This window comes from Nocardia mikamii NBRC 108933 (assembly GCF_001613505.1).
GTDB classification, from domain to species: Bacteria; Actinomycetota; Actinomycetes; order Mycobacteriales; family Mycobacteriaceae; genus Nocardia; species Nocardia mikamii.
Genome location: NZ_BDCM01000013.1, coordinates 144,991 through 168,953, shown reverse-complemented (window position 1 = coordinate 168,953; position 23,963 = coordinate 144,991). Strand labels below are relative to the sequence as shown.

Genomic DNA, 23,963 nt, shown 5'->3' with positions numbered 1-23,963 from the left:
GCACTTCATGAGGGGTTTCGCGAATGGTGGTCCAGATGCCACAGCCTGATATGCAAGAGCGCTACAACCCGTACACCGGGAAGCGGATCGTCGTGGGCCTCGACGATCCGGTGCCGGCGGCCGCGGCCTTGGGCCTGGAACCGCCGCGCTTCTGTGAGCAGTGCGGCCGCCGGATGATCGTCCAGGTGAGTCCGGACGGCTGGTGGGCGAAATGTTCGCGGCACGGGGTGATCGATTCCCACAGCCTGGACCATCGCTGATGACCTCCCGCGGCGCCGCCGCAGCCTCTCCCGCACCGCGCGAGCTGCGCGCGGCGCTGTGGATCGTCGCGGCGGTGCTGGTGGTCAGCATCATCGGCGGCGGAGTGTGGGCCATGCTCGCACCGACCGAGAAGGTCTTCGTCGTCGAACCCGGCAGCGGTATGGCGCTCACGGGGGAAAGCGCGCACCGCTTCGACGCGGTGGCGATCTTCGCCTGCGTCGGTCTGGTGACCGGACTGCTCAGCGCCGCCGCGGTGTGGCGCCGGCGCGCGATGCGCGGGCCGATCATGCTGGTGAGTCTGCTGATCGGTTCGCTGGCCGGAGCCTGGGTGATGTCGTGGTTCGGCGAACAGGTCGCGCGCTGGATCCACCCCCGCTCCCACAACCCTCCCGTGCACACCGTCGTGGAGCTCGCGCCCACCGTCGAAGGCTGGACCGCGCTGCTGCTGCAACCGCTGGTCGCCGGACTGGTCGTACTCCTGCTGTCGGCGCTGAGCACCTCCGAGGACCTCGGGAGCGGCCGCGGTGAAACGGCGGAACCCGCACCCCGCGCGCCACTGTCCGAGGTGACCTACGGGCCCTACCATCGGCCCGGGTCGTATCAGAACGCCGATTCGCAGCGCTGAACCGCGCCGACGCCGTTGCGCCCGGACATCGAGGTCGCCGACTCTGAACAAACTCGGCGGCCGAAGCGCTGAACTTGGGCAACAGGACGTGGGCTCTCTGATCTCCCTGCGGGTGAGGTATCGGTCTCCGTGCGAGTGATCGCTATCGAGCCCCGGATCGCCATTTATTCGATGGTAATCCGGGCTCGCGGTCGTTTACTGTTGCGCCGGATCAGCCAGGAGGGGAGGTGAGTAGGAATGGCAGAAGTGCAAGCGCGATCGGAAAGTGATTGTGCGGCAATCGAACCGAGCGAACGACCCGATCTCATCGCATGGCGGCGCCGGCACGAACTTCGCCGGTCCGCTGCGGCGCAGCCGGTGGCGAGCAAGCGCACCTATCGGCGCACGGTCAAGCATCGGGATCGGCAGTGGTGAGCCGGGGGTAGAGATTCAGCGCCCGTCGTGGGTGGCGTGGTACTCGGATTCGATCTTCTTCTCCTCGCGGCGTTCGCGCAGCTTCCACACGATCAGTGCCAGGACGACGATCACCACGACCGCGATCGCCATATCGCGGCCGACGGTTTTCGCGACCTTCTCGTAGGAATTGCCGGCGACGTAGCCGAGGACCACGAAGGTCGTTCCCCAGACGATGCCGCCGATGGCGTTGAAGGAAAGGAACTTCGGGTAGGGCATGCGGGAGGCGCCGACCAAAGCCGGCATCACCGCGCGGAAGAAGGCGGTGAAGCGACCGAGGAAAACGGCCCAGCCGCCGCGGCGGGCGAGGAAGTCCTGAGCTCTGTCCAGGCGGCCGCGATGTTTGTCGAGGTAGGAGGCGGCGAGCAGGCGGCTGCCGAAATGTTTGCCCACCTCGTAGCCCACCGAGTCGCCGATGATCGCGGCGGCCACCACCAGCAGGATCATCGCCCACAGCAGCACATGTCCCTGGCTGGCCGCGACACCGCCGAGAACGGCCGCCGTCTCACCCGGAATCACGAAGCCGACGAAAATCGCGTCCTCGGCGAAAACGAGCAGACCGACCGTCAGGTAGACCCACACCGGCGCGATATCGAGAATCCGGTGCATCAGCGATTCCATTCCGCCGACGCTACCGTGCGCGGACCATGGGCGTCCGCCGTCCCCGGCGCCGGTCATGCGCGGACCGCTCACACAGCGGTGGAGGCCGTCGTGCGCACACCGCGCATAGCCCGAGCGCCGTGCACGCCGCTCACCCCGGGGGTCGCAGCGCCGCGAATTCGTCGGTCACCCGGATTTCGTCGTCGGTGAACCGATAGACCGCCGCGGGCCGCCCACCCGTTTTGCCCGGCGCGGCGGTCTCCCCGGTCGGCGTGATCACCTTGCGGCGGCTCAACACTCGTTGCAGGTTGGTGGTGTCGACCTCGTAACCCAGTGCGGTGCAATAGATTTCGCGCAATGTCGACATGGTGAACGACGAGGGAGCCAGGGCGAAGGCGATATTGGTGTAGGACAGCTTCGCCGCCAGCCTGGTCCGGGCGTGGTGGACGACGGTGCCGTGGTCGAACGACATGTTCGGCAGGGCCGACACCGGATGCCAGCGGGTGTCGGCGGGCAGTTGCGGGTCCGCGGTGAGCGGCACCAGTCCCAGATACGCCGAGGCGATGCGGCGTACCCCCGGCACTCGATGCGGATCGCTGAAGACCGACAACTGCTCGATGTGCCACAGCTCACGCACGTCGACCTTCTCGGCCAGCTGACGGCGGGCGGAGGTGTCGAGATCCTCGTCGTCGCGCAGCCGGCCGCCGGGCAGCGACCAGGTGCCGGTCTGTGGTTCCATCGCTCGCTGCCACAGCAACACCCCGAGTTCGGTGCGGAGGCCGTGATTGCCGCGCGGACTCTGCGGATCCACCGGTTCGCTCGCGATCACCGAGTGATCACCCCCTGGACCTGCGGTGACGGTGTCCATGAAGCGACGAACCTGGAACACCGCGGTGAGCGATTCGTGAATGGTGCTACTATGGGCCACGTTTTCGATTGTAAGTCGAAAACCGGGTTGAAGCGAATCGGCCCGGGGTGATGCGCGTGGCGCGAGTGCCGCGCGCATGAGGAAGGAGCCATGCCATGGCGTCAACGAGTCTGACGACAGCGACCACTGGTCCGACGACGCAGGCATTCGCAGCGCAGGTCATCGACGGTCCGGACGGGTTCGGCGGAGTCGAGGCCACACCGGAGTGGGCGCAGGAGATCAAGCGGCTGGCGCGCGAGCGCAACGCCACGATCCTGGCGCACAACTACCAGCTACCCGAGATCCAGGATGTGGCCGATCACGTCGGCGATTCCCTGGCCTTGTCGCGGATCGCCGCCGAGGCGCCCGAGGACACCATCGTGTTCTGCGGCGTGCACTTCATGGCCGAAACCGCGAAGATCCTCAGTCCGGACAAGACCGTGCTGATTCCGGACCAGCGCGCGGGCTGCTCGCTGGCCGACTCCATCACCGCCGACGACCTGCGCGCGTGGAAGGCCGAACATCCCGGCGCTCTCGTGGTGTCGTACGTGAACACCACCGCCGCGGTGAAGGCGCTGACCGACATCTGCTGCACCTCGTCCAATGCCGTCGACGTGGTCGCCTCCATCGATCCCGACCGCGAGGTGCTGTTCCTGCCCGACCAGTTCCTCGGCGCCCACGTGAAGCGGGTGACCGGACGGGAGAACATGCACATCTGGGCCGGTGAATGCCACGTGCACGCCGGCATCAACGGCGACGAACTGACCGAACAGGCCCGCACCCATCCCGATGCCGAGCTGTTCGTGCATCCCGAATGCGGTTGCGCCACCTCGGCTCTGTATCTCGCGGGGGAGGGGGCGTTCCCGGCCGACCGGGTCCACATCCTGTCCACCGGCGGCATGATCGACGCCGCGAAGGCCGCGCAGTCCCACCAGGTCCTGGTCGCCACCGAGGTCGGCATGCTGCATCAGCTGCGCAAGGCCGCCCCCGGCATCGATTTCCAGGCCGTCAACGATCGCGCGTCCTGCAAGTACATGAAGATGATCACGCCGGCCGCGCTGCTGCGCTGCCTGACCGACGAACTCGACGAGGTGCACGTCGATCCGGAAACCGCGGCACTGGCACGCAATTCGGTGCAGCGCATGATCGCCATCGGCAATCCCGGCGGCGGCGAATAGCACCGGCACCCGCCTCCGGGCGGGCCGGAAAGGTTCGATCGATGATGATGACGCCTTCGATCGGCTGGGAAGCCGAAGCTGATCTGGTGGTGATCGGTGGCGGTGTCGCGGGTTTGACCGCGGCCCGCACCGCCTCGCTGCGGGGGTTGCGGGTCCTGACCCTGAGCAAGGGTGGCCCGACGGATACGTCCACGCAATACGCACAGGGTGGGATCGCGGTGGTCGCGCCGGACGGCGACACCGTCGACTCGCACGTCGCCGATACCGTCGACGCCGGAGCGGGACTGTGCGACGCGCAGGCGGTGCGCTCCATCGTGGCGGGCGGCAGGGATGCCGTCGCGGCCCTGACCGATCTGGGCGCGGTCTTCGATCTCGGGCGCGACGGCCAGGTGTCGCGCACCCGCGAGGGTGGGCACAGCACGCGCCGCATCATTCACGCCGGTGGCGACGCCACCGGCGCCGAGGTGCAGCGCGCGCTGAACGCCGCCGGACTGCCGGTGGTGTTCGGCACCGCCGCCCTCGACATCGTCACCGGGCCCGACGGGGTGAGCGGTGTGATCGTGGTGTCGGATCAGGGTTTCGGCGTCGTGCACACCCCCGCCGTCCTGCTGGCCACCGGTGGCCTCGGACAGCTCTACGCCTGCAGCACCAACCCGCCCGGGGCCACGGCCGACGGGATCGCGCTGGCGCTGCGGGCCGGTGCGCTGGTCGCCGATCTGGAATTCGTGCAGTTCCACCCCACCGTGCTGTTCAGCCCCGGCGGGCTGGGGCGGCGGCCGCTGATCAGTGAGGCGGTGCGCGGCGAGGGCGCGGTGCTGGTCGACTCGAACGGTGATTCGGTGACCGCCGGTGTCGATCCGCGGGGCGATCTGGCGCCGCGCGATATCGTCTCCAAGGCCATCGCCGCCCGGATGCGACAGCTCGGCACCGATCACGTGTATCTCGACGCCCGCGCGATCGACGGGTTCGGACAACGGTTTCCGACGATCACGACCTCGTGCCACGCCGCGGGCCTGGATCCGCGCACCGATCTGATCCCGGTCGCGCCGGCCGCCCACTTCCAGTGCGGCGGCGTCGTCACCGATACGTACGGGCGCACCGCCGTCCCCGGCCTGTACGCGGCCGGTGAGGTGGCGCGCACCGGTCTGCACGGCGCGAACCGGCTGGCGTCGAACAGCCTGCTCGAGGGCTTGGTCGTCGGCGAGCGGGCGGGGGCCGCCGCGGCCGAGCGGGTCGCTTCCGCCCCGGAGGTGACGTCCGTGCCGGAGATGTCGCTGCCGCGCATCGATCGCAGTGCGCTGCAGCAGCTGATGTCGGCACATGCCGCCGTGGTGCGCGACGGCGACGGGCTGCGCGGGGCGATGCTGCGGGTGCTGCATCTGCGGGGCAGCGGCACGGCGAAGTCCGGAACCGCGGATGCGTCGGAAGACGCTGCGGCACAATCGGATACCGGCACGACATCCGCGCCCGGTCAGCTGGATTCCGGTGCCGCGGCGCCGGAGCCGCCGTCGCCGCAGGCGGTGTCGCGACTGCACGGGGAACAGGCCGGAGTACTGGCCGCGGTGGAGGACGCCGCTCTGACCCTGGCCGCGCGGACCCTGCTCCTCGCGGCCACCGCCCGCGCCGAAAGCCGCGGCTGCCACACCCGATCCGATTACCCCGATCCGCGCGAGGAGTTGCGGCGCAGCGTCGCGATCCGGCTCGGCGACGACGGCCGCCCGCAGGTCGTCGCCGAGCCACTCACCACCGCCGACCCCCTACCGGCGGTGAGCGCCCGATGACCGCCGCCACGCACCACATGCCGAGGAGTAGATGATGGCACTGGACCCGCAACTCGACCCCGGGGAACTGCACACACTGATCCGCACCGCCCTCGACGAGGATCTGCGCTACGGGCCCGACATCACCTCGGCCGCAACCGTTCCCGCCGAGGCGACCGTCAAGGCCGCGATGGTCTCGCGGCAGCCGGGCACGGTCGCGGGCATCGATGTCGGGCTGCTGGTGCTCGACGAGGTGATCGGCGCCGGAAACTACGAGGTGACCGATCGCGTCGCCGACGGCACCCGGGTCGGCCCCGGCGACGCGGTGCTGACCGTCGTCGCGCCGACCCGGCAGCTGCTCACCGCCGAACGCACCATGCTCAACCTGGTCACCCATATGTCCGGGATCGCCACCGCCACCGCCGCCTGGGTGGACGCGGTCGAGGGCACGAACTGCCGGATCCGCGACAGCCGCAAAACCCTGCCGGGACTGCGTGCGCTGCAGAAGTATTCGGTACGCGTCGGCGGTGGTGTCAACCACCGCATGGGCCTCGGCGACGCCGCCCTGATCAAGGACAACCACGTCGTGGCCGCCGGATCGGTGGTCGCCGCGTTGCGCGCGGTGCGCGAACTGGATCCCGACATCGAATGTGAGGTCGAGGTGGACAGCCTCGATCAGCTCGACGCCGTCCTCGCCGAGGACGTGGAACTGGTGCTGCTGGACAACTTCCCGCTGTGGGCCACCCAGGCCGCCGTCCAGCGCCGCAACAGCCGCTCGCCGCGCACGAAACTCGAATCCTCCGGCGGTCTTTCGCTCGAGGCGGCCGCCGACTACGCCCGCACCGGGGTCGACTACCTGGCCGTCGGCGCCCTCACCCATTCGGTGCGGGTGCTGGACCTGGGCCTCGATATGTGAGCCGGATCAGCGGGTGAGTTCGCGTTCCAGCGGAGTCCGGAAGCGGGGGACGGCGCGCACGTCGCCGTACCAGGCGGCGGTGCGTTCCACCTCGGCATCGATCAGCGCCTTCGCGTCGGCGCCGACGTCTTCGAGTAGCCGCCAGGCGATCTCACCGTCCGCGCGCTGAGCCCAGCCGCCGACGATGCGGCCGTCGACCCAGATGCTCGGGCCGATATTGCCGTTGGTGTCGAACAGGGCCGGGGCATGCGGGCCGAGGAACCAGTCGCGCGACTGCCAGCCCATCGGAGTCGGGTCCAGGGCCGGCAGCAGCGCCGCCCACGGTCCGCACTCGGGTTCGGGGTCCGTATCGTCGGCCAGGACCACTCCGGTCCTGCCGTCGAGGTCGACTTCCGTGAGGTCCAGACTCGACAGTGTCTTGCGCACGTCCGTTTTCGTCCATCCGGTCCACCAGATGAGGTCGTCCACGGGCGCCGGTCCGAAGGTGCGCAGCCAGCGGCGGGCCAGTTCGGCGCGCGCCGCGTCGAGTGCGATCGGCGCGGCATCCGGAAGCCACGCCTCCCGGGGCGCCCAGGTGTACTGGCTGCTGGTCCAGCTGCCGTTGGGGCGGCCCCGCACGATGAGCCCGTCGCATCCGAGGATGAGCAGCACCCAGGTGGTGATGTTGGTCGGTTTCGAATACGGCTTGCCGGGCGCGGTGTCGACCTGGGTGCGCAGCCGGGGCACGGCGGCCGACAGTTGCGCGCCGGTCGCACTGCCCCGGGCCAGCAGTTCGCGATGGGTCTCGTCGGCCACTTCGGCCAGCCAGGCGTCGATATCGCCCTCGAGGGCCTGGGCCAGATATTTCCCGTAGGCGCGGCGCTGCTTGACCGCGAGCGCGTCGGCCACCGCGGCCTGCAGGACGGGAACCAGGCCGACCGGCGCGACGAACATGGTCCGGCGCATCGCCAGCAGCCGCAGCAGCGAGCGATCCTCGTAGAGGGCACGTTCCACGTCCGCGGGCGTCAGGCCGCGAGTGCGGGCACAGACCGCCAGATACACCGTCGCCGGATCTGTGGCGTGCAGGGCGACCATCGAATCGGCGATATCGGCGGGCTCGGTGCCTCGGGATTCGGCACCGAGCCGATGCCGTCGTGCCAGCCGCGCGCGTCGCTGAGCGACCGTGATCGAACGCATGGTCGAATCCTAGCCTGCGTGATGCCCGTTTCGGATGCGCTGGCCGAGAAAATGCGCCGCCCGGTCCAGGGCTTCGTCCGCCTCCTCGAGGAGGCCGGTGAAGGACTGAAACACATGGGGCACACGGGCGGTCACGTCGAGGATGACGTCCACGCCGGCTTCCCGCGCGCGTGCGGCCAGGCGAGTGGAATCGTCCAGCAGCATTTCGTTGGTCCCCACCTGGAGCAGGATCGGCGGAAAGCCGGTGAGATCGGCCGAGACCGCCGGACTGAGCAGTGGCTGACCGGCGTCCTGCCCGGCGAGATACATGGCGCCGGTGTGATCCAGGCTCGCGCGGGTGAACACCGGGTCGATGCCGGCCTTGGCTTCCATGCTCGCACCCGTGCGGGTCATATCGAGTCCTGGCGAGAAGGCGACGATCGCGGCGGGCAGCGGCAGGCCCGCGTCGCGGGCGGCCAGGCTCGTCGTGATGGTCAGGCCGCCGCCCGCGGAGTCGCCGGCGAAGGCGATGGCCGAGGGTTCGGCGCCATTGTCGAGCAGGGCCCGATAAGCGCTGAGCGTGTCCTCTATCGCGGCCGGGAACGGATGTTCCGGCGCCAGCCGGTAATCGACCGACAGCGCCCGGAAACCGGTCTTGCACACCAGATTCCCGGTCAAGGTCATTGCCGTCTCGGGCGAACCGAAGACGAAACCACCGCCGTGGAAGTACAGAATCGTTCCGGCTTCGGCCGGCTCCGGTGGTTCGACGAGCACCGCGGGCCGAGCACCCAGGGTGATCGTCCGCGTGCGTATTCCGGACGGGACGGCCATCCGCGCCATCAGTGTCCGGAATTCCGCCCGTATCTCGGCCACGGACCGCGGCTGCGCGGGGTGGGGCCGCCGCAGCATCGCGTCGACCTGTGCGCGTTGTTCCTCGCTCATATGTGCCTTCCTGAGAACTATCTTCCTGTACAGTATATGCCATGGAATGTAGTTTGGAACCGGATGCCGTGGATCTACAGAATCTGTTCGCCGATCTCGTGCGGTGCGAGACGCGGCTGTACAACGCGGTCAACGACCGGCTCCGGGAACGGCACGGCATCGTCGCCTCCCAGTTCGAATCGCTGCGGTTTCTCCGTGATCATCCGGGAGTGCGGGTAGCCGATCTCGCTGCCGAGTTCGCGGCCGGCATCGGAGCGATCAGCAAGGGCGTCGACCGGCTGGTGGCCCGGGGATGGGTTGTGCGCGAGCCGCATCCGTCGGACCGCCGCTCGTCGGTGCTGGCTCTGACCGAGGACGGTGCCGATCTCCTCGCCGCGGCCGAAGAGAGCTTCGCGCAGCGGCTCGCCGAGCTGTTCGGCGCCGTCACGTCGGAGGCGTCCCTGCCCGCTGTGGCGCGCACCCTCGCGCGGCTGCGTGGCGAACTCGAACGGGAGCGGATCGGCATGCCCGCGGGGTGATCGCCGCGTGGCGAACGGCGGCCGGTCGCAGTGGTGGGAAGGATGCGGGACACGCGGTCGTTGATCATGGGGGCGAACGACAGTGAAAAGACAGGAGAAGTCATGACGGAAAGTCCGGCCCCGGTCACGAACTGGGACGGTGCGGCACTGGATCTGCCGGCGTATCTCGCCCGCATCGGTTTCACCGGCGAGCCGGCGCCGACCCTCGACACCCTGCGCGCGCTGCAGTACGCGCACACCACCACCATCCCGTTCGAGAACATCGAGCCGGTGCTGAAACGCCCGGTGCCGCTGGATCTTCCGTCGTTGCAGGACAAGCTCGTCCGGTCCCGGCGCGGCGGCTACTGCTACGAGAACGTGGGCCTGTTCGCCGCCGCGCTGGAACGGATCGGCTTCGGCGTCACCGGATTGCACGGGCGGGTGAGTATGGGCGCGCGCGGCGAGATCCGCCCGGCGACGCACGCGTTGCTGCGTGTGACCACCGCCGACGACGAACGGGTGTGGCTGTGCGATGTCGGTTTCGGTTCCGGCCCGCTCGCCCCGCTCGAACTGAATCCCGATGCGGGGGAGGTGCGCGCCGGTGACTGGCGATTCCGGCTGGAACGCACACGCGGCGAACTCGATTCGGAACTGTGGGTGCTGCACCACTTCGCTCGCGACGGCTGGATCGATCGCTACAGCTTCACCATGAATCCGCAGTACCGCATCGACTACGCGGTCGGCAATCACTTCGTCTCCACATCCGCGCGTTCACCGTTCGTGACCCGGCCGTATGTGCAGCGGTTCCGGCCGGACCGGCACGACATCGTCGACAACACCACCTGGATCACCGAATATCCGGACGGCACCTCACACAGCCGCGACCTGCCGCCGGCCGATCTGCCGAAGATCCTGGCGGCCGAATTCGATATCGAACTCGACGATGCGGACGCGGCGAAACTGGCGGCAGGGGTCTGGCTGCCACACTGACGACCGGCTGTGCGGCTGACCGCGCGCGGCGGCCGATTACCCCGCCGCGCCGGCTCGCGGCGGTAGTGTCGGCCGCGTGCGCACCGGATCGAAGTTGTTCGCCCTGCTCGCCGCCCCGATTCTCGCTGCCGCCGCGTGTTCCGGCGACAGTTCCGCCGATCGGCTCGACCACAGTGTGCACACCTTCGCCGATGCGTTGAGTCACGGCGATCCCGCCGCCGCGGCCGCCGTCACCAGCGATCCGGCGCGGGCCACGACCACCCTCGGCGCCCTCTTCGACAGCCTCGGCAAGAAGGTCCGCGTCGACGTGCGTTCGGTGGATCGGTCCGACCACCACGCGACATTCGCCCTGGCCGCCACGTGGACCTTCGGCGCGGCCGGAAATCAGTGGACCTACACCACCACCGGGACGGCCGACGAATCCGGTGACGACTGGAAGGTCCGGTGGAATCCGGCCACCGTGGCGCCCGGCCTCGAGACCGGGCCGCTGTCCTACGACACCGTCACCGCGCAGCCGGCCGCGCGCGTGCTCGACCGCGACGGCGCGGAATTGATGACCCAGCAGGTCGTCACCCTCGTCCAGCTGGCGCCCGGCGCCGACCCGAATGCCGTTGCGGCCGTACTCGGTCCGATCGATCCGAGCATCTCCGCGGCGAGCCTGCGCCAGGACATGGACAAGGCCCAGGGCAAACCCGTCACCGCGATCGCGCTGCGGGCCGGCGATCTCGCCCCCGTGCAGGATCGGCTCGCCGCGCTGCCGAATGTGACGCTGGCGCCGCAGACCCGGCTGCTCACCGTCGACAAGGCATTGACCTCACCGGCCCTGTCCGGGGTGAGCGACCTGTGGCAGCACAGCACCGATGCCGCGGCGGGCTGGGCGGTGCGCGCGCGGGGCGCCGACGGCGTCCATGCGGTGGGCGGACAGGATCCGAAACCCGTCGCCGACATCAGAACCACGCTCGACACCGGGATGCTGCGGCGTGCCGAGGCCGCGCTCGCGCCGATCCCGACTCCGGCCGCGATGGTGGTGCTGCGACCGTCCACCGGTGACGTACTCGCCGTGGGGCAGAACGCGCCCGCCGACGCGCAGGGCCCGATCGCGCTCACCGGGCTGTACCCACCGGGTTCGACCTTCAAGACCGTCACCGTGTCGGCCGCGCTGCAGGCCGGGCAGGTCACCGCCGACACGATGGTCGCCTGCCCCGGAACCGAGAACATCGAGGGCCGGCAGATCCCCAACGACAACAACTTCGATCTCGGCACCGTCCCCCTGCACACCGCGTTCGCACGGTCCTGTAACACCACGATGGGACGGCTCGCGGTGAATCTGCCGCCCGATGGGCTGACCCGCGCGGCCGCACAGCTCGGCCTCGGTGTGGATTTCACCGCCCCCGGCATGACCACGGTGACCGGAAAGGTGCCCACCGCAGACACTTCCGCGCTGCGGGTCGAGGAGGGGATCGGCCAGGGCCGCGTGACCGCGTCGCCGTTCGGCATGGCGTTGGTCGCCGCGACCGTCGCCCACGGCTCGGTGCCGGCGCCCACCATCGTTGCGGGATCGCCCGGGAAGGCGGACCGCACCCCGGATCCCGTGCCCGCGCCGGTGCTGGATCAGGTGAAATCCATGATGCGCGAGACGATTACGAACGGCACGGCCACCAGCCTCGCCGACATACCGGGCATGCTCGGCAAGACCGGCACGGCCGAATACATCGACGACACCCACGCGCACGGCTGGTTCGTCGGCATCGACGGTGACCTGGCCCTGGCGGTGTTCGTCGGCGATGCCGGGAGCTCGACGCCGGCGGTCGAGGCGGCCGGACGTTTCCTGCGGAATCAGTAGTAGCGCGCCACGCAACCGAGTGAACTTCGTCACACATACTCTCGGTGTATAGCGAAGTGATCTCGACCGCATCGCATGGTGGTCACGCATATTCCGCGCAGATCTCGCTCCGGCGTCAAAGCGGCGCGTCACGCCCGCTACACTCGTCCGGGAAACACGCGCGGGACATGACCCCGCGCGCGGTAAGTCACGGATCGCGGAGAAACTCGGAGTAGTGCCATCGAAACCGGCCAAGTGATCGCAGGGCATTACCGCCTGGTCGAGCGGATTGGTAGCGGCGGCACAGGCGTCGTCTGGCGTGCCGTCGACGAACGACTCGAACGGTCGGTCGCGATCAAGCAGATCCTCACCCAGCCCAGTCTGCCGCCGGGTGAGAAAGAGATCGTGCGTCAGCGCGCGTCTCGGGAGGCCCGCAACGCGGCACGCTTCCAGCACCCCAATGCGATCGTGGTCTTCGACATCACCGACCACGAGGGCGATCCCTGCCTGATCATGGAGTATCTGCCGTCGCAGAGCCTGGCCGTGGTGCTGTCCTCGCAGGGGACGTTGCCGCTGCCGCAGGTGGCGCGCATCGGTGAACAGATCGCCTCGGCGCTGGTGGCCGCCCATCGCGCGGGCATCGTGCACCGAGATATCAAGCCCGGCAACGTATTGCTCGGCGACAACGGCACCGTGAAGATCACCGACTTCGGTATCTCCAAGGCCAAGGGCGATGTCACCCTCACCGCCACCGGCCTGATCTCCGGCACCGCCGCCTATCTGGCTCCCGAGGTCGCCCGCGGCGCGGAACCCAGCCCGGCCGCCGACGTATTCGCCCTGGGCGCAACGCTTTTCCATGCCCTCGAGGGTGAGCCGCCCTACGGCACCAATCCGAATCCGCTGGCGCTGCTGTACGCCGCGGCCAACGGTCAGCTGAGTCAGCCGCGCAACGCCGGCCCGCTCACCGACCTGCTGCTGGATCTGCTCAGCTTCGAGCCGGAGGACCGGCCGGGCATGACCGACGTGCGCGATCAGCTGGCCGATTTCGCGGATCAGGCCGCCGACGCCGAATCGACCCGGATGCTGGCGACTCACCGCGGGGGCGCTCGCCGCCAGGCCACGCGCACCCTGGATCGCCGTGCGGCACAGGCGGATATCTCCACCGCGGAGATGATGGCCACCGCGGCGGTACTGTCCGAACCGGAGATGCAGCCGGTGCGGGCCGCCGCGGCCGGCGCGCATCCCACCCGCTCCAATCCGGTGCCCGCCGCCGAGCCGGCACCCACCCGCAACGCGAAACCGTGGGTGTTCGCCGGTGGTTTCGCCGCCGGTCTGGTGATCGTCGCCGCGGCGCTGTATCTGATGTTCGGCGGCGCCAAAACCGAATCGCCCGGTTCGCAGGCGAATTCGCCGTCGGCGACCGCCACCGCGCAGTCGGGTACCTCGTCGCAGAGCGTCGCGGCCGTGGGACAGACCAAGAGCGCCGGTAAGACGGATGTCGGTTCGGCGGCCGGTGTCATCCAGAACTTCTACGACGCACTCGTCGACCAGAACACCGGCACCGCATGGAATCTGCTCACTCCCGCGGCGCAGCAGGTGTACGGCAGCCAGCAGGCGTTCGCGACCTACTGGAAGCAGAACCAGATCACCGCGTACAACACCATCGAGGGCGCGCGGGGTGGCGGCAGCAGCGCCAATTCCGATGGCTCGGTGGATATGTCGGTCGCCAGCATCACCTACGGCGGTCAGTCCAAGTCGATCGAACTGCGCGTCGTGGTGGGCAGCAGCGGGCGTCTGCTCATCGACAGCGATACGCACTGAGCCGCGCGGTAGCGGCACGTACGGTCTCCGCCCGGGGGTGGATGTGACAATCCGTCCCGGGTATGTGTCGTGGCCCGGTGCCGCGCCGGTACTCTCGCGCTGTGCACACCGCGGAGCTGCTGGCCGACGAACGGGCGGAACTGATTTCGCTGCTGCGTGATCTGAGTGACGACGAGTGGGAGGCGCCGTCGTTGTGCGCCGGATGGCGGGTGCGCGATGTGGTGAGCCACCTGCTCTACGACGAGATCACCCCGCTGGGATATGCCCGGTTCGCGCTGCGCCGGCGGATGAATACCGATCGCATCAACGGCGACCTCGTCGACCGCACGCGGGAGCTGACGACCGCCCACCTGCTGGACCGCTTCGAGCACTGTGGCCGGCGCATCACCCGCCTGCTGCCGAGAATCGGGCTGGCCGACATCCTGGTCCATCAGCAGGACATCCGCCGGCCTCTCGGCCGGCCCCGCACCATTCCCGCGGCTCGCGTGATCGCGGTCCTCGAGCATCCCGACCCCTTCGCGACACCCGGAAAATACACCCGCGGACTGCGGTTCGTCGCCACCGATATGGAGTGGTCGTCGGGGACCGGACCGGAGGTGCGCGGCCCGGGTGAGGCGCTCGCGCTGGCCGTGGTGGGCCGCCCGGTCGTGCTGGACGAGCTCACCGGTGCCGGGGTGGCGACTCTGCGGCAGCGCCACCGGGTCTGAAACGCCCTCAGCGCGGGGCGGATTCAGCGTCGGCGGCCCAGTCGGTGAGCAGTCGCAGGGCGGTCGCACTCGGCGAATTCGCTTCCACCGTATGGGCGATCAACGCCTGGTCCGGGTCGTCGGGCAGGCGCAGCGTCTCGAAGCCGAGGTCGAGTCGCCCCACCACCGGATGCCGGTAGACGTAGCGGCCGTGGGTCTTGTCCTTCAGCGCGTGGCGCGACCACAGCCGCTCGAAATCCGAATCACGCCGCCGCAGTTCGTCGATCAGCGCCGCGATGCGGTCGTCGCCGGGATTGCGGGCCGCGTCCAGCCGTAGATAGGCGACGACGTCGGCGGCCTTGCCGGGCCAGTCCTCGTACAGGTCGCGCATACCTTCGTCGAAGAACACCAGCCGCGCCAGATTGCGCTCCCCGGGCGGCAACGCGCCGAAGTCGGTGATCAGCGCGGCGGCCGTGCGGTTCCACGCCAGCACGTCGGTCCCGCGGCCGACGATGTAGGCGGGCACGTCGGCGGTGTCGAGCAGTCGGCGCAGACCGGGCCGTACCTGCTGCGCGGCAACGGGTTCGGTACCGGACCAGGGTCGTGCCAGCCGGTACAGGTGGTCGCGTTCGAGCGGGTCGAGCCGCAACGCCCGCGCCACCGCGTCCAGCACAGATTCCGAAAAGTGCAGGGTGCGGCCCTGTTCCAGGCGCACATAGTGATCCACGCTCACTCCGGCCAGCAGCGCCAGTTCTTCGCGGCGCAGTCCCGGCACCCGGCGGCGGGTGCCGTGCTCGGCCAGGCCCACCTCCTGCGGACGCAGACGGGCGCGGCGCGATCGCAGGAATTCCCCGAGTTCGGCGCGTCGATCCAGGCTCATGCGGTCAGTATCGCGCGTCCGGCGCCACCGAACCTGGTCACGGGATGCCCAGGCTCGGCACGCACTGGTAGCCGTCGTCGCCGACGACGACTCTCGACAGCGGCGCCGCCACCGGGGCGGCGCGAGCGAAGGAGACGCATCGATGAGTACCACCGGCCGCTTCGGCAGCACCGGAATGGACATCACCCCCTTGGGTTTGGGCACCTGGGTGATCTCCGGCCCCGGCTGGCAGTATTCGTGGGGCAGCACCGACGACACCGATTCGGTAGCCGCGATCCGGCACGCCGTCGGAGCCGGACTCAACTGGATCGACACCGCGGCCGCCTACGGGCTCGGTCATGCCGAGGAACTCGTCGGCCGCGCCCTGGCCGGCATCCCGGAGCGGGATCGCCCGTACATCTTCACGAAGGCCGGTCTGATCTGGGAAGACGGCGACGATCCGAACGGCCCGCCGCTGCGGGTGATGCGACCGGAGTCGGTCCGCCGCGAACTGGAGAATTCGCTGCGCCGCCTCGGCACCGACCACATCGATCTGTACCAGGTGCACTGGCCCGATACCGGCGCCCGTTTCGTCTACGGGGCCGCGGGCGAGCCGACCGGCGACGCCACACCGCTCGAGGAGTACTGGCAGGTGATGGCGGACCTGCGCAAGGAGGGCAAGGTGCGTGCCATCGGCCTGTCCAATCACGATGTGCGGCACTTGGATATCGCCGAGTCCATCGCACACGTCGACGCGATCCAGCCACCGTTCTCGGCGCTCAACCGCGCCGCGGCGCCGGAGATCGCGTGGGCGGCCGCGCACGACACCGGTGTGATCGCCTATTCGCCGCTGCAGTCCGGACTGCTCACCGGTGCGTTCACCGCCGGCCGGGTCCTCGCCGCCGACGACTGGCGCCGCGGCTACGCCGAGTTCACCACCGACCTGCCGGTCAATCTCGCCTTCGTCGATGCCCTGCGCCCGATCGCCGCCCGGCACGGCGCCGGGGTGGCGGAGGTGGCGCTGGCCTGGGTGACGGGCTGGCCCGGCATCACCGGGGCGATCGTCGGCGCCCGCACCCCGGCGCAGATCGACGGCTGGGCGGGTGCTCGCGAACTGGTGCTCACCGCCGCCGACCGGGCCGAGATCACCGCCGCACTCATCGCCACCGGGGCCGGTACCGGTCCGGTCCGCCCGTGAATCCGTCCGAACGATCGAAGGAGAACACCGTGGTCCTGCACGTCGTCGCCGAACTGCACGCCCGCGCCGGCCAGGAGGATCGGCTGCGCACCGCCCTGGAGGCGATGATCGAACCGTCGCTCGCCGAACCCGGATGCCTCGACTACCGCCCCTACGCCGACCCCAACGATGCGGCCCGCATGGCGGTGGTGGAGCGCTGGCTCGGTCCGGACGCTCTCGAGACCCATTTCGCGACCCCGCACTTCCGCCATATCGCCGAGGTCCTGGATCGGATCCTGGCCGAGCCGATGACGCTGTATCGCCTGGTGCCGGAATGAGCCGTCGCGGCCCGAGGCGGAGGCGGGAGCGTGGCGCCGCGTCCGGCTCGGGCGGCGGATATCGACTGGCGCCGACCCGATAGGCTGGTAGGCGGTCCGGAGCATTCGCTTCGATGTGATGACCAGCACAGACCGGCCGGACAGACAAGGATTTCACACCGCTATGACTAGCCGCATCGAGCTCGCCCGCGTGGATCTGCGCGGACGTACGCCCTCCGCTGCCGAACTGCGCGCGGCGCTGCCGCGCGGGGGAGTGGATGTGGACTCGGTGCTGCATCATGTGCGGCCGGTGGTGGAGGCGATCCGTGATCGCGGTGTCGAGGCCGCGCAGGAGTTCAGCGCGAAGTTCGACGGCGTCACCCCGGCGAGCGTGCGCGTTCCGGCCGCCGAACTCGACAAGGCCCTCGCCGAGCTGGCGCCCGCCGTGCGCGCGGCGCTCGAGGTGGCCATCGAACGCACCCGCAAGGTGCACGCCGATCAGCGCCGTACCGACACCACCACCGAGGTCGTGCCCGGCGGCACCGTCACCGAACGCTGGGTGCCGGTCGAGCGGGTCGGACTCTACGTACCCGGCGGCAATGCCGTCTACCCGTCCAGTGTCGTCATGAACGTCGTCCCCGCGCAGGCCGCGGGCGTGGACTCGCTGGTGGTGGCCTCGCCGCCGCAGGCCCAGTTCGGCGGGCTGCCGCATCCGACGATTCTCGCCGCGGCGACACTGCTCGGCGTCGAGGAGGTGTGGGCGGTCGGCGGCGCTCAGGCGGTCGCATTGCTGTCCTACGGCGGCACCGACACCGACGGCGCACAGCTCGCCCCCGTCGACATGATCACCGGTCCGGGCAACATCTACGTCACCGCCGCCAAGCGGCTGTGCCGCGGCCTGGTCGGCATCGACGCCGAGGCCGGTCCCACCGAGATCGCGATCCTCGCCGACGCCACCGCCGATCCGGCGCACGTGGCCGCCGACCTGATCTCACAGGCCGAACACGATGTGCTCGCCGCGAGTGTGCTGGTCACCGACAGTGTGGCGCTGGCCGATGCGGTCGACGCCGCGGTCACGACCCAGCTCGAGGTGGTCAAGCACCGGCAGCGGGTGTCGGAGGCGTTGTCCGGCAAGCAGTCCGGTGTCGTGCTCGTCGACGATATCGAGCAGGGCCTGCGAGTGGTCAACGCCTACGCCGCCGAACACCTCGAGATCCAGACCGCCGACGCGGCCGCGGTCGCCGGGCGGGTCCGCAGCGCGGGTGCGGTGTTCGTCGGCGCGTGGTCGCCGGTGAGCCTCGGCGACTACTGCGCCGGATCGAATCACGTCCTGCCCACCGCCGGATGCGCCCGCCACTCCTCGGGGCTGAGCGTGCAGACGTTCCTGCGCGGCATCCACGTCGTCGAATACAGCGAAGCCGCGCTGAAAGACGTTGCCGGCCATGTCGTTTCCCTGGCCAATGCCGAGGATCTGCCGGCGCACGGCCAGGCCGTGCAGGTGCGTTTCGAGGCCCTGTCATGACCGCGACCGCCGATATCCCGGGCGCCGCGGCGACCCTCGACGATCTGCCGCTGCGCGAGAACCTGCGTGGTAAGAGCCCGTACGGCGCACCGCAATTGGCGGTGCCGGTGCAATTGAACACCAACGAGAATCCGCATCCGCCGAGCCGGGCGCTGATCGACGACGTGGCCGAATCCATTCGCGCCGCCGCCGCCGACCTGCACCGTTATCCCGACCGGGACGCGGTGGCGCTGCGCACCGACCTGGCCGCGTACCTGAGCCGCCAGACCGGCGTCACCGTGCAGACCGCGAACGTGTGGGCGGCCAACGGATCCAACGAGATTCTGCAGCAACTGCTGCAGGCCTTCGGCGGGCCCGGCCGCAGCGCCCTCGGCTTCGTGCCCTCGTATTCGATGCACCCGATCATCTCCGAGGGCATCGACACCGAATGGATCGAGGCCAAGCGCAACAGCGATTTCTCCCTCGACATCGACTACGCGGCCGCGGTGATCGCCGACCGCCGCCCCGATGTGGTGTTCGTGACCAGCCCGAACAATCCGACCGGGCATTCGATCGCCCTCGCCGATCTGGAGCGGCTGCTCGCGGCGGCGCCGGGCATCGTGGTGGTCGACGAGGCGTACGGTGAGTTCTCCGCCGCGCCCAGCGCACTCGGGCTCATCGACCGATATCCGGCGAAGCTGGTGGTCAGCCGCACCATGAGCAAGGCCTTCGCCTTCGCCGGCGGGCGGCTCGGCTATCTGGTCGCCGCGCCCGCGGTGATCGAGGCGATGCTGCTGGTACGGCTGCCATACCACCTGTCGGTGGTCACTCAGGCCGCCGCCCGCGCCGCGCTGCGCCACGCCGACGAAACTCTCGCCAGTGTCGCCGAACTCGCCGCGCAGCGGGAACGAGTAGCCACGGCATTGCGGGGGATGGGTTTCGAGGTGGTCACCTCGGACGCGAACTTCCTGTTGTTCGGCTACTTCGCCGACGCTCCGCGCACCTGGCAGCGTTATCTGGACGAGGGTGTGCTGATCCGCGACGTCGGCATTGCCGGCTATCTGCGCACCACCGTCGGACTGGCCGCCGAGAACGACGAGTTCCTGCGTGTGAGCGAGAAGCTGGTGGCCACCGAGGTGATCGCCCGATGAGTACGGAAGCGAGTATGAATCGAACCGCCCGGGTGGAACGCACCACCCGCGAATCCAGCATCGTGGTCGAGTTGAATCTCGACGGCACCGGCCGGACCGACATCTCCACCGGGGTCCCGTTCTACGACCACATGCTCACCGCCTTCGGCCAGCACGGCAGCTTCGATCTGACCGTGCAGGCCAAGGGCGATATCGAGATCGAGGCGCACCACACCGTGGAGGACACCGCCATCGTGATCGGGCAGGCGCTCGGCGAGGCACTGGGTGACAAGAAGGGCATCCGCCGCTTCGGCGACTGCTACATCCCGATGGACGAAACCCTCGCCCACGCGGTCGTCGACGTGTCGGGGCGGCCGTACTGCGTTCACGACGGCGAGCCGGAGCGGCTGCTGCACACCGTGATTCCCAGCGCCGGTCCCGGTGCGTCCTATTCCACGGTGCTGAACCGGCACGTCTTCGAGTCGATCGCTCTCAACGCCCGCATCGCACTGCACGTGCGGGTGCTGTACGGCCGCGACCAGCACCACATCACCGAGGCCGAATTCAAGGCCGTCGCACGGGCTCTGCGCGCCGCCGTCGAACCGGACCCCCGGGTCACCGGTGTGCCGTCCACGAAGGGAACGCTGTGAAATCGGTTGTGCTGCTGGACTACGGCTCCGGCAATCTGCATTCCGCGGCGCGCGCGCTGGCCCGCACCGGCGCGGAGGTGACCGTCACCGCCGATCCGCAGGCCGCGCTCGACGCCGACGGTCTGGTCGTGCCCGGTGTCGGCGCCTTCGCGGCGTGTATGGCCGGTCTGACGCAGGTGCGCGGGGAGCGGATCATCGGCACCCGTCTCGCCGGGGGCCGGCCGGTGCTCGGCATCTGCGTGGGCATGCAGATCATGTTCGAACGCGGCGTCGAGTTCGGGGTCGAATCCGAGGGCTGCGGGCAGTGGCCGGGCACGGTGGAACGGCTTCCGGCGCAGGTACTTCCGCACATGGGCTGGAATACCGTGCAGGCTCCCGCCGACAGCGTGCTGTTCGCCGGGATGGATCCCGAGACGCGCTTCTACTTCGTGCACTCCTATGCGGCGCAGAAGTGGGAATGGGACGACAACGGCACCATCGCCCCGGCGAAGCTGATCTGGGCCGAACACGGCGGGCCGTTCCTCGCCGCCGTCGAGAACGGACCGCTGTGCGCCACCCAGTTCCACCCGGAGAAGTCCGGTGACGCCGGTGCGCAGTTGCTGCGCAACTGGGTCGGTTCGCTGTAGGACTACGCCTGCGGCGGCAGCGTGTCGACCCGGCCCGCGAGCCAGCGGCCGTCGATGTTGTCGAGGAACACCCGCAGCTGGGACCGTTCGGGCCGGGGCAGGCCGAGTGTGGCGTCGCTGCGTTCGGACCGGTCCACGGTCACCACGACCTCCGAATGTTCGGGATCGGCCACGTCGGTGCGGCATTCCACCGAGTTGGCCTCGGAGCGGACGTGCACCGAGGTCACGTGGGCGCGGCGATCGGGCGCCGACGCGGCGAACTGGTCGTGGAACGCGCCGGTGGACAGCTCCAGGACCCGCCGGTCGTAGTCGTCGTAACCGGCCCAGTCGTAGGTGGTGAACTGCCGCCCGAAATCGCAGGCGGCCAATTGAATCGGGTCGGTGGGGGTGGCCGTCGCCGCGGGCGGCACGAGCATCGCGGCACCGGCCGCCCCGCACGACAACGCGAACATGATGGGCCGCAACGTGATCCGCGACATGGGTGAAGATCCTCTTCGTCGACAACGATGGCAGTACGTGCCCCCGACCCAGGGTACGTACGCGGAAGCCGCCGGTCTGGACCTCCTGCGCACAGTGACACACGCAGACTTCGGATTGCCCGTCGTTGTCCAGCTCAAACGTGTGATGCTCGTCCCCGCAGGCAGTGACCGGCGTCCCATATGCGCCATCCCGGCACCGCCACGCCAACCGGTAGCCAGTAGGCTTCACACGTGAGTCTTGTGCTGCTACCCGCCGTCGATGTCGCCAATGGTGAGGCCGTGCGCCTGGTTCAGGGGGAGGCCGGCAGCGAAACCAGCTACGGCGCCCCCCGCGATGCCGCGCTGGCCTGGCAGGAGGCGGGTGCCGAATGGGTGCATCTGGTCGACCTGGACGCGGCTTTCGGGCGCGGCTCCAACCGTGAACTGCTCGCCGAGGTCGTCGGTGAGCTGGATGTGAAGGTCGAGCTGTCCGGTGGCATCCGCGACGACGACTCGCTGAAGGCCGCGATGGCCACCGGTTGTGCCCGGGTCAACCTGGGTACCGCGGCACTCGAGGATCCGCAGTGGTGCGCCCGCGCCATCGCCGAATACGGCGATCGGGTCGCGGTCGGGCTGGACGTGCGGATCATCGACGGCGACTACCGGTTGCGGGGCCGTGGCTGGGTGAGCGACGGCGGCGACCTGTGGGAGGTGCTCGAGCGCCTGGAACGCGACGGCTGCGCCCGCTACGTGGTCACCGACGTGAGCAAGGACGGCACCCTGCAGGGCCCCAACCTCGACATTCTGCGGCAGGTGTGCGCGGCCACCGAGGCGCCGGTGATCGCCTCCGGCGGCGTCTCCACCCTCGACGATCTGCGGGCCATCTCCGGGCTGGTGTCCGACGGGGTGGAAGGCGCGATCGTCGGAAAAGCCTTGTACGCCGGGCGTTTCACCCTGCCCGAGGCGCTGGACGCGGTTCGCTGACGTGACCACCGCCGTCTCCGACCCGGCCGCGCTGCTCGCGACGGCGAGCGAGATATTGGACGGTGCGGCACCGCGTTTCGTCGAAGGGCTGGGGGCGCCGAGCGCGGTCCAGAAAGGGCGCGGCGACTTCGCCACCGCCCTGGATCTGGAACTCGAGCGCACGCTGTCGCAGCAGCTGGCCGAGCGCACCGGAATTCCGGTGCACGGCGAGGAATTCGGCGGGCCGGAACTGAGCTCGGGCACCGCCTGGGTGCTCGACCCCATCGACGGCACTTTCAACTACTCCGCGGGCCATCCGCTCTCGGCGATGCTCCTGGCGCTGGTGGCCGACGGACAGCCCGTCCTCGGTCTGACCTGGCTGCCGCTGCTGGACCGCCGCTACGCCGCGGCGGCCGGTGGCCCGCTGCTGCTCAACGGAAAACCGTTGCCGCCCTTGGAACGCGGCCGCCTCGCCGAGTCGATGATCGGCTTCGGCGCGTTCAACATCGACGCCCACGGCCGGATCCCGGGCCGGTTCCGCTTCGACCTGCTGGGTGCGCTGAGCCGGTTGTCGAGCCGGGTGCGCATGCACGGCTCAACCGGCATCGACCTGGCCTACACCGCCTCCGGGGTGCTGGGTGGTGCGGTCGTCTTCGGCCACCATCCGTGGGACAACGCCGCCGGAGTGGCGCTGGTACGCGCCGCGGGCGGTGTGGTGACCGATCTGCGCGGCGAAGAATGGTCGATCACCTCGCGGTCGGTGCTGGCCGCCGCGCCCGGGGTGCACGAAGAACTCCTCGACATGATCGACAGCGCCGTCGACCGCGCCTCCGAGCGCAACGAGAATTCGGAAGGGACGCAATGAGTCTGGCGGTACGCGTGATTCCGTGCCTGGACGTCGACGCCGGCCGGGTGGTCAAGGGCGTGAACTTCGAGAATTTGCGCGATGCGGGCGACCCGGTGGAACTGGCCGCCGCCTACGACGCCCAGGGCGCCGACGAGCTCACCTTCCTCGACGTCACGGCCTCGAGCGGCGATCGGGGCACCATGATCGACGTGGTGACCCGCACCGCCGAGCAGATCTTCATCCCGCTCACCGTGGGCGGCGGCGTGCGCACCGTCGAGGATGTGGACCGGCTGCTGCGCGCGGGCGCGGACAAGGTGTCGGTGAACACCGCGGCGATCGCGAACCCGGAGATCCTGCGCGAGATGTCGCAGCGCTTCGGCTCGCAGTGCATCGTGTTGTCGGTGGATGCGCGCCGCGTGCCCGACACCGGCTCGCCGACCCCGTCCGGGTGGGAGGTCACCACCCACGGCGGCAAACGCGGTACCGGCATCGACGCGGTGGAGTGGGCGGTGCGCGGCGCCGAGCTGGGGGTCGGCGAGATCCTGCTCAACTCGATGGACGCCGACGGCACCAAGGGCGGTTTCGACCTGCCGATGATCAGCGCGGTGCGCGCCGCCGTCTCGGTGCCGATCATCGCCAGCGGCGGCGCCGGCGAGGTCGACCACTTCGCGCCCGCGGTGCGGACCGGCGCCGACGCGGTATTGGCCGCGAGCGTCTTCCACTTCGGCGACCTGACGATTCCGCAGGTCAAAGACGCGATGCGCACCGAGGGCATCACCGTCCGCTGAGGACGGGCAGCACCCTCGGCAGAGGGCGAACGGC

25 protein-coding genes are annotated in these 23,963 nt (G+C 69.5%); 19 read left to right on the top strand and 6 right to left on the bottom strand.

The features are described 5' to 3' along the window. Positions 1-35 precede the first annotated feature (35 nt). Together bsaP and NMI01S_RS18875 are read left to right on the top strand one after the other, a co-directional pair. Positions 36-260 (top strand): biotin synthase auxiliary protein BsaP, encoded by a 225-nt coding sequence (gene bsaP / locus NMI01S_RS18880; protein WP_036500577.1) that lies wholly within the window; start codon positions 36-38, stop codon positions 258-260. Further along, positions 260-886 (top strand): DUF2567 domain-containing protein, encoded by a 627-nt coding sequence (locus tag NMI01S_RS18875; RefSeq protein ID WP_062999002.1) that lies wholly within the window; start codon positions 260-262, stop codon positions 884-886. The genes bsaP and NMI01S_RS18875 overlap by 1 nt, the downstream gene beginning before the upstream one ends. A 429-nt stretch (positions 887-1,315) precedes the next feature. Here NMI01S_RS18875 and NMI01S_RS18870 read toward each other — a convergent pair whose 3' ends face one another. Beyond that, positions 1,316-1,960, bottom strand: a complete 645-nt coding sequence (locus tag NMI01S_RS18870; RefSeq protein ID WP_062999000.1) for a DedA family protein — start codon at positions 1,958-1,960, stop codon at positions 1,316-1,318. A 130-nt stretch (positions 1,961-2,090) separates the two neighbouring features. Next, positions 2,091-2,867, bottom strand: coding sequence for an NUDIX hydrolase (locus NMI01S_RS18865; RefSeq protein WP_062998999.1), 777 nt, complete (start codon positions 2,865-2,867; stop codon positions 2,091-2,093). A 95-nt stretch (positions 2,868-2,962) separates the two neighbouring features. Between NMI01S_RS18865 and nadA the strand changes: the two genes are divergently transcribed. The 3 genes from nadA to nadC are packed head-to-tail and all read left to right on the top strand — an operon-like array spanning position 2,963 to position 6,700. Then, positions 2,963-4,024 (top strand): quinolinate synthase NadA, encoded by a 1,062-nt coding sequence (nadA, locus tag NMI01S_RS18860; protein WP_062998998.1) that lies wholly within the window; start codon positions 2,963-2,965, stop codon positions 4,022-4,024. A gap of 44 nt (positions 4,025-4,068) precedes the next feature. Beyond that, on the top strand, positions 4,069-5,805 hold the full coding sequence (locus NMI01S_RS18855; protein WP_062999811.1) for an L-aspartate oxidase: 1,737 nt from the start codon (positions 4,069-4,071) through the stop codon (positions 5,803-5,805). Between the two features lie 34 nt (positions 5,806-5,839). Then, the gene (gene nadC / locus NMI01S_RS18850; protein WP_062999809.1) at positions 5,840-6,700 is read left to right on the top strand and encodes a carboxylating nicotinate-nucleotide diphosphorylase; all 861 of its coding nucleotides are present in this window, start codon (positions 5,840-5,842) and stop codon (positions 6,698-6,700) included. Positions 6,701-6,706: 6 nt separating this feature from the next. Here the strand turns inward: nadC and NMI01S_RS18845 are convergent, their stop codons facing one another. Both NMI01S_RS18845 and NMI01S_RS18840 read right to left on the bottom strand, forming a co-directional pair. Next, positions 6,707-7,876: a winged helix DNA-binding domain-containing protein gene (locus NMI01S_RS18845; RefSeq protein ID WP_062998997.1), complete on the bottom strand. Its 1,170-nt coding sequence runs from the start codon at positions 7,874-7,876 to the stop codon at positions 6,707-6,709. A 9-nt stretch (positions 7,877-7,885) separates the two neighbouring features. Then, on the bottom strand, positions 7,886-8,797 hold the full coding sequence (locus NMI01S_RS18840; protein WP_062998996.1) for an alpha/beta hydrolase: 912 nt from the start codon (positions 8,795-8,797) through the stop codon (positions 7,886-7,888). Positions 8,798-8,838: 41 nt separating this feature from the next. On the opposite strand from NMI01S_RS18840, the gene NMI01S_RS18835 reads away from it, so the two are divergent. From NMI01S_RS18835 to NMI01S_RS18815, 5 genes are all read left to right on the top strand, one after another. Next, positions 8,839-9,315 (top strand): MarR family winged helix-turn-helix transcriptional regulator, encoded by a 477-nt coding sequence (locus NMI01S_RS18835; protein ID WP_062998995.1) that lies wholly within the window; start codon positions 8,839-8,841, stop codon positions 9,313-9,315. A 102-nt stretch (positions 9,316-9,417) separates the two neighbouring features. Then, entirely contained in the window at positions 9,418-10,284 is an 867-nt protein-coding gene (locus NMI01S_RS18830) for an arylamine N-acetyltransferase family protein (RefSeq protein WP_062998993.1), read from the top strand. Positions 10,285-10,360: 76 nt separating this feature from the next. After that, complete coding sequence (locus NMI01S_RS18825; protein WP_062998991.1) at positions 10,361-12,127, top strand: penicillin-binding transpeptidase domain-containing protein; 1,767 nt, start codon at positions 10,361-10,363, stop codon at positions 12,125-12,127. Positions 12,128-12,361: 234 nt separating this feature from the next. Further along, complete coding sequence (locus NMI01S_RS18820; protein WP_062998989.1) at positions 12,362-13,927, top strand: serine/threonine-protein kinase; 1,566 nt, start codon at positions 12,362-12,364, stop codon at positions 13,925-13,927. Between the two features lie 101 nt (positions 13,928-14,028). Beyond that, the gene (locus tag NMI01S_RS18815) at positions 14,029-14,634 is read left to right on the top strand and encodes a maleylpyruvate isomerase family mycothiol-dependent enzyme (protein ID WP_439956280.1); all 606 of its coding nucleotides are present in this window, start codon (positions 14,029-14,031) and stop codon (positions 14,632-14,634) included. Between the two features lie 7 nt (positions 14,635-14,641). Here the strand turns inward: NMI01S_RS18815 and NMI01S_RS18810 are convergent, their stop codons facing one another. Further along, a complete protein-coding gene (locus NMI01S_RS18810) occupies positions 14,642-15,493 on the bottom strand; it encodes a helix-turn-helix transcriptional regulator (RefSeq protein WP_062998986.1) in 852 nt (283 codons plus the stop codon). A 142-nt stretch (positions 15,494-15,635) separates the two neighbouring features. Here NMI01S_RS18810 and NMI01S_RS18805 point away from each other — a divergent pair, with 142 nt between their 5' ends. From NMI01S_RS18805 to hisH, 6 genes are all read left to right on the top strand, one after another. After that, a complete protein-coding gene (locus NMI01S_RS18805; protein ID WP_062998984.1) occupies positions 15,636-16,670 on the top strand; it encodes an aldo/keto reductase in 1,035 nt (344 codons plus the stop codon). 29 nt (positions 16,671-16,699) lie between these two features. After that, positions 16,700-16,987 (top strand): putative quinol monooxygenase, encoded by a 288-nt coding sequence (locus NMI01S_RS18800; RefSeq protein WP_062999807.1) that lies wholly within the window; start codon positions 16,700-16,702, stop codon positions 16,985-16,987. 163 nt (positions 16,988-17,150) lie between these two features. Beyond that, a complete protein-coding gene (gene hisD, locus NMI01S_RS18795) occupies positions 17,151-18,488 on the top strand; it encodes a histidinol dehydrogenase (RefSeq protein ID WP_062998982.1) in 1,338 nt (445 codons plus the stop codon). Next, the gene (locus NMI01S_RS18790) at positions 18,485-19,618 is read left to right on the top strand and encodes a histidinol-phosphate transaminase (RefSeq protein WP_062998980.1); all 1,134 of its coding nucleotides are present in this window, start codon (positions 18,485-18,487) and stop codon (positions 19,616-19,618) included. The genes hisD and NMI01S_RS18790 overlap by 4 nt, the downstream gene beginning before the upstream one ends. Further along, positions 19,615-20,247: an imidazoleglycerol-phosphate dehydratase HisB gene (gene hisB, locus NMI01S_RS18785; protein ID WP_030514645.1), complete on the top strand. Its 633-nt coding sequence runs from the start codon at positions 19,615-19,617 to the stop codon at positions 20,245-20,247. Before NMI01S_RS18790 ends, hisB begins: the two co-directional genes overlap by 4 nt. Then, on the top strand, positions 20,244-20,873 hold the full coding sequence (gene hisH / locus NMI01S_RS18780; protein ID WP_030514644.1) for an imidazole glycerol phosphate synthase subunit HisH: 630 nt from the start codon (positions 20,244-20,246) through the stop codon (positions 20,871-20,873). Before hisB ends, hisH begins: the two co-directional genes overlap by 4 nt. 2 nt (positions 20,874-20,875) lie before the next feature. Here hisH and NMI01S_RS18775 read toward each other — a convergent pair whose 3' ends face one another. Beyond that, positions 20,876-21,352, bottom strand: coding sequence for a hypothetical protein (locus tag NMI01S_RS18775; protein ID WP_062998978.1), 477 nt, complete (start codon positions 21,350-21,352; stop codon positions 20,876-20,878). Between the two features lie 231 nt (positions 21,353-21,583). Between NMI01S_RS18775 and priA the strand changes: the two genes are divergently transcribed. Genes priA through hisF form a run of 3 tightly spaced genes read left to right on the top strand, consistent with a single transcriptional unit; the run spans position 21,584 to position 23,929 of the window. After that, a complete protein-coding gene (priA, locus tag NMI01S_RS18770; protein ID WP_030514642.1) occupies positions 21,584-22,315 on the top strand; it encodes a bifunctional 1-(5-phosphoribosyl)-5-((5-phosphoribosylamino)methylideneamino)imidazole-4-carboxamide isomerase/phosphoribosylanthranilate isomerase PriA in 732 nt (243 codons plus the stop codon). Between the two features lies 1 nt (position 22,316). Continuing rightward, positions 22,317-23,159 (top strand): inositol monophosphatase family protein, encoded by an 843-nt coding sequence (locus tag NMI01S_RS18765; RefSeq protein WP_062998976.1) that lies wholly within the window; start codon positions 22,317-22,319, stop codon positions 23,157-23,159. Next, positions 23,156-23,929 carry an imidazole glycerol phosphate synthase subunit HisF gene (gene hisF, locus NMI01S_RS18760; protein ID WP_062998975.1) on the top strand — a complete coding sequence of 258 codons (774 nt, stop codon included), beginning with the start codon at positions 23,156-23,158 and terminating at the stop codon, positions 23,927-23,929. Before NMI01S_RS18765 ends, hisF begins: the two co-directional genes overlap by 4 nt. Positions 23,930-23,963 lie beyond the last annotated feature (34 nt).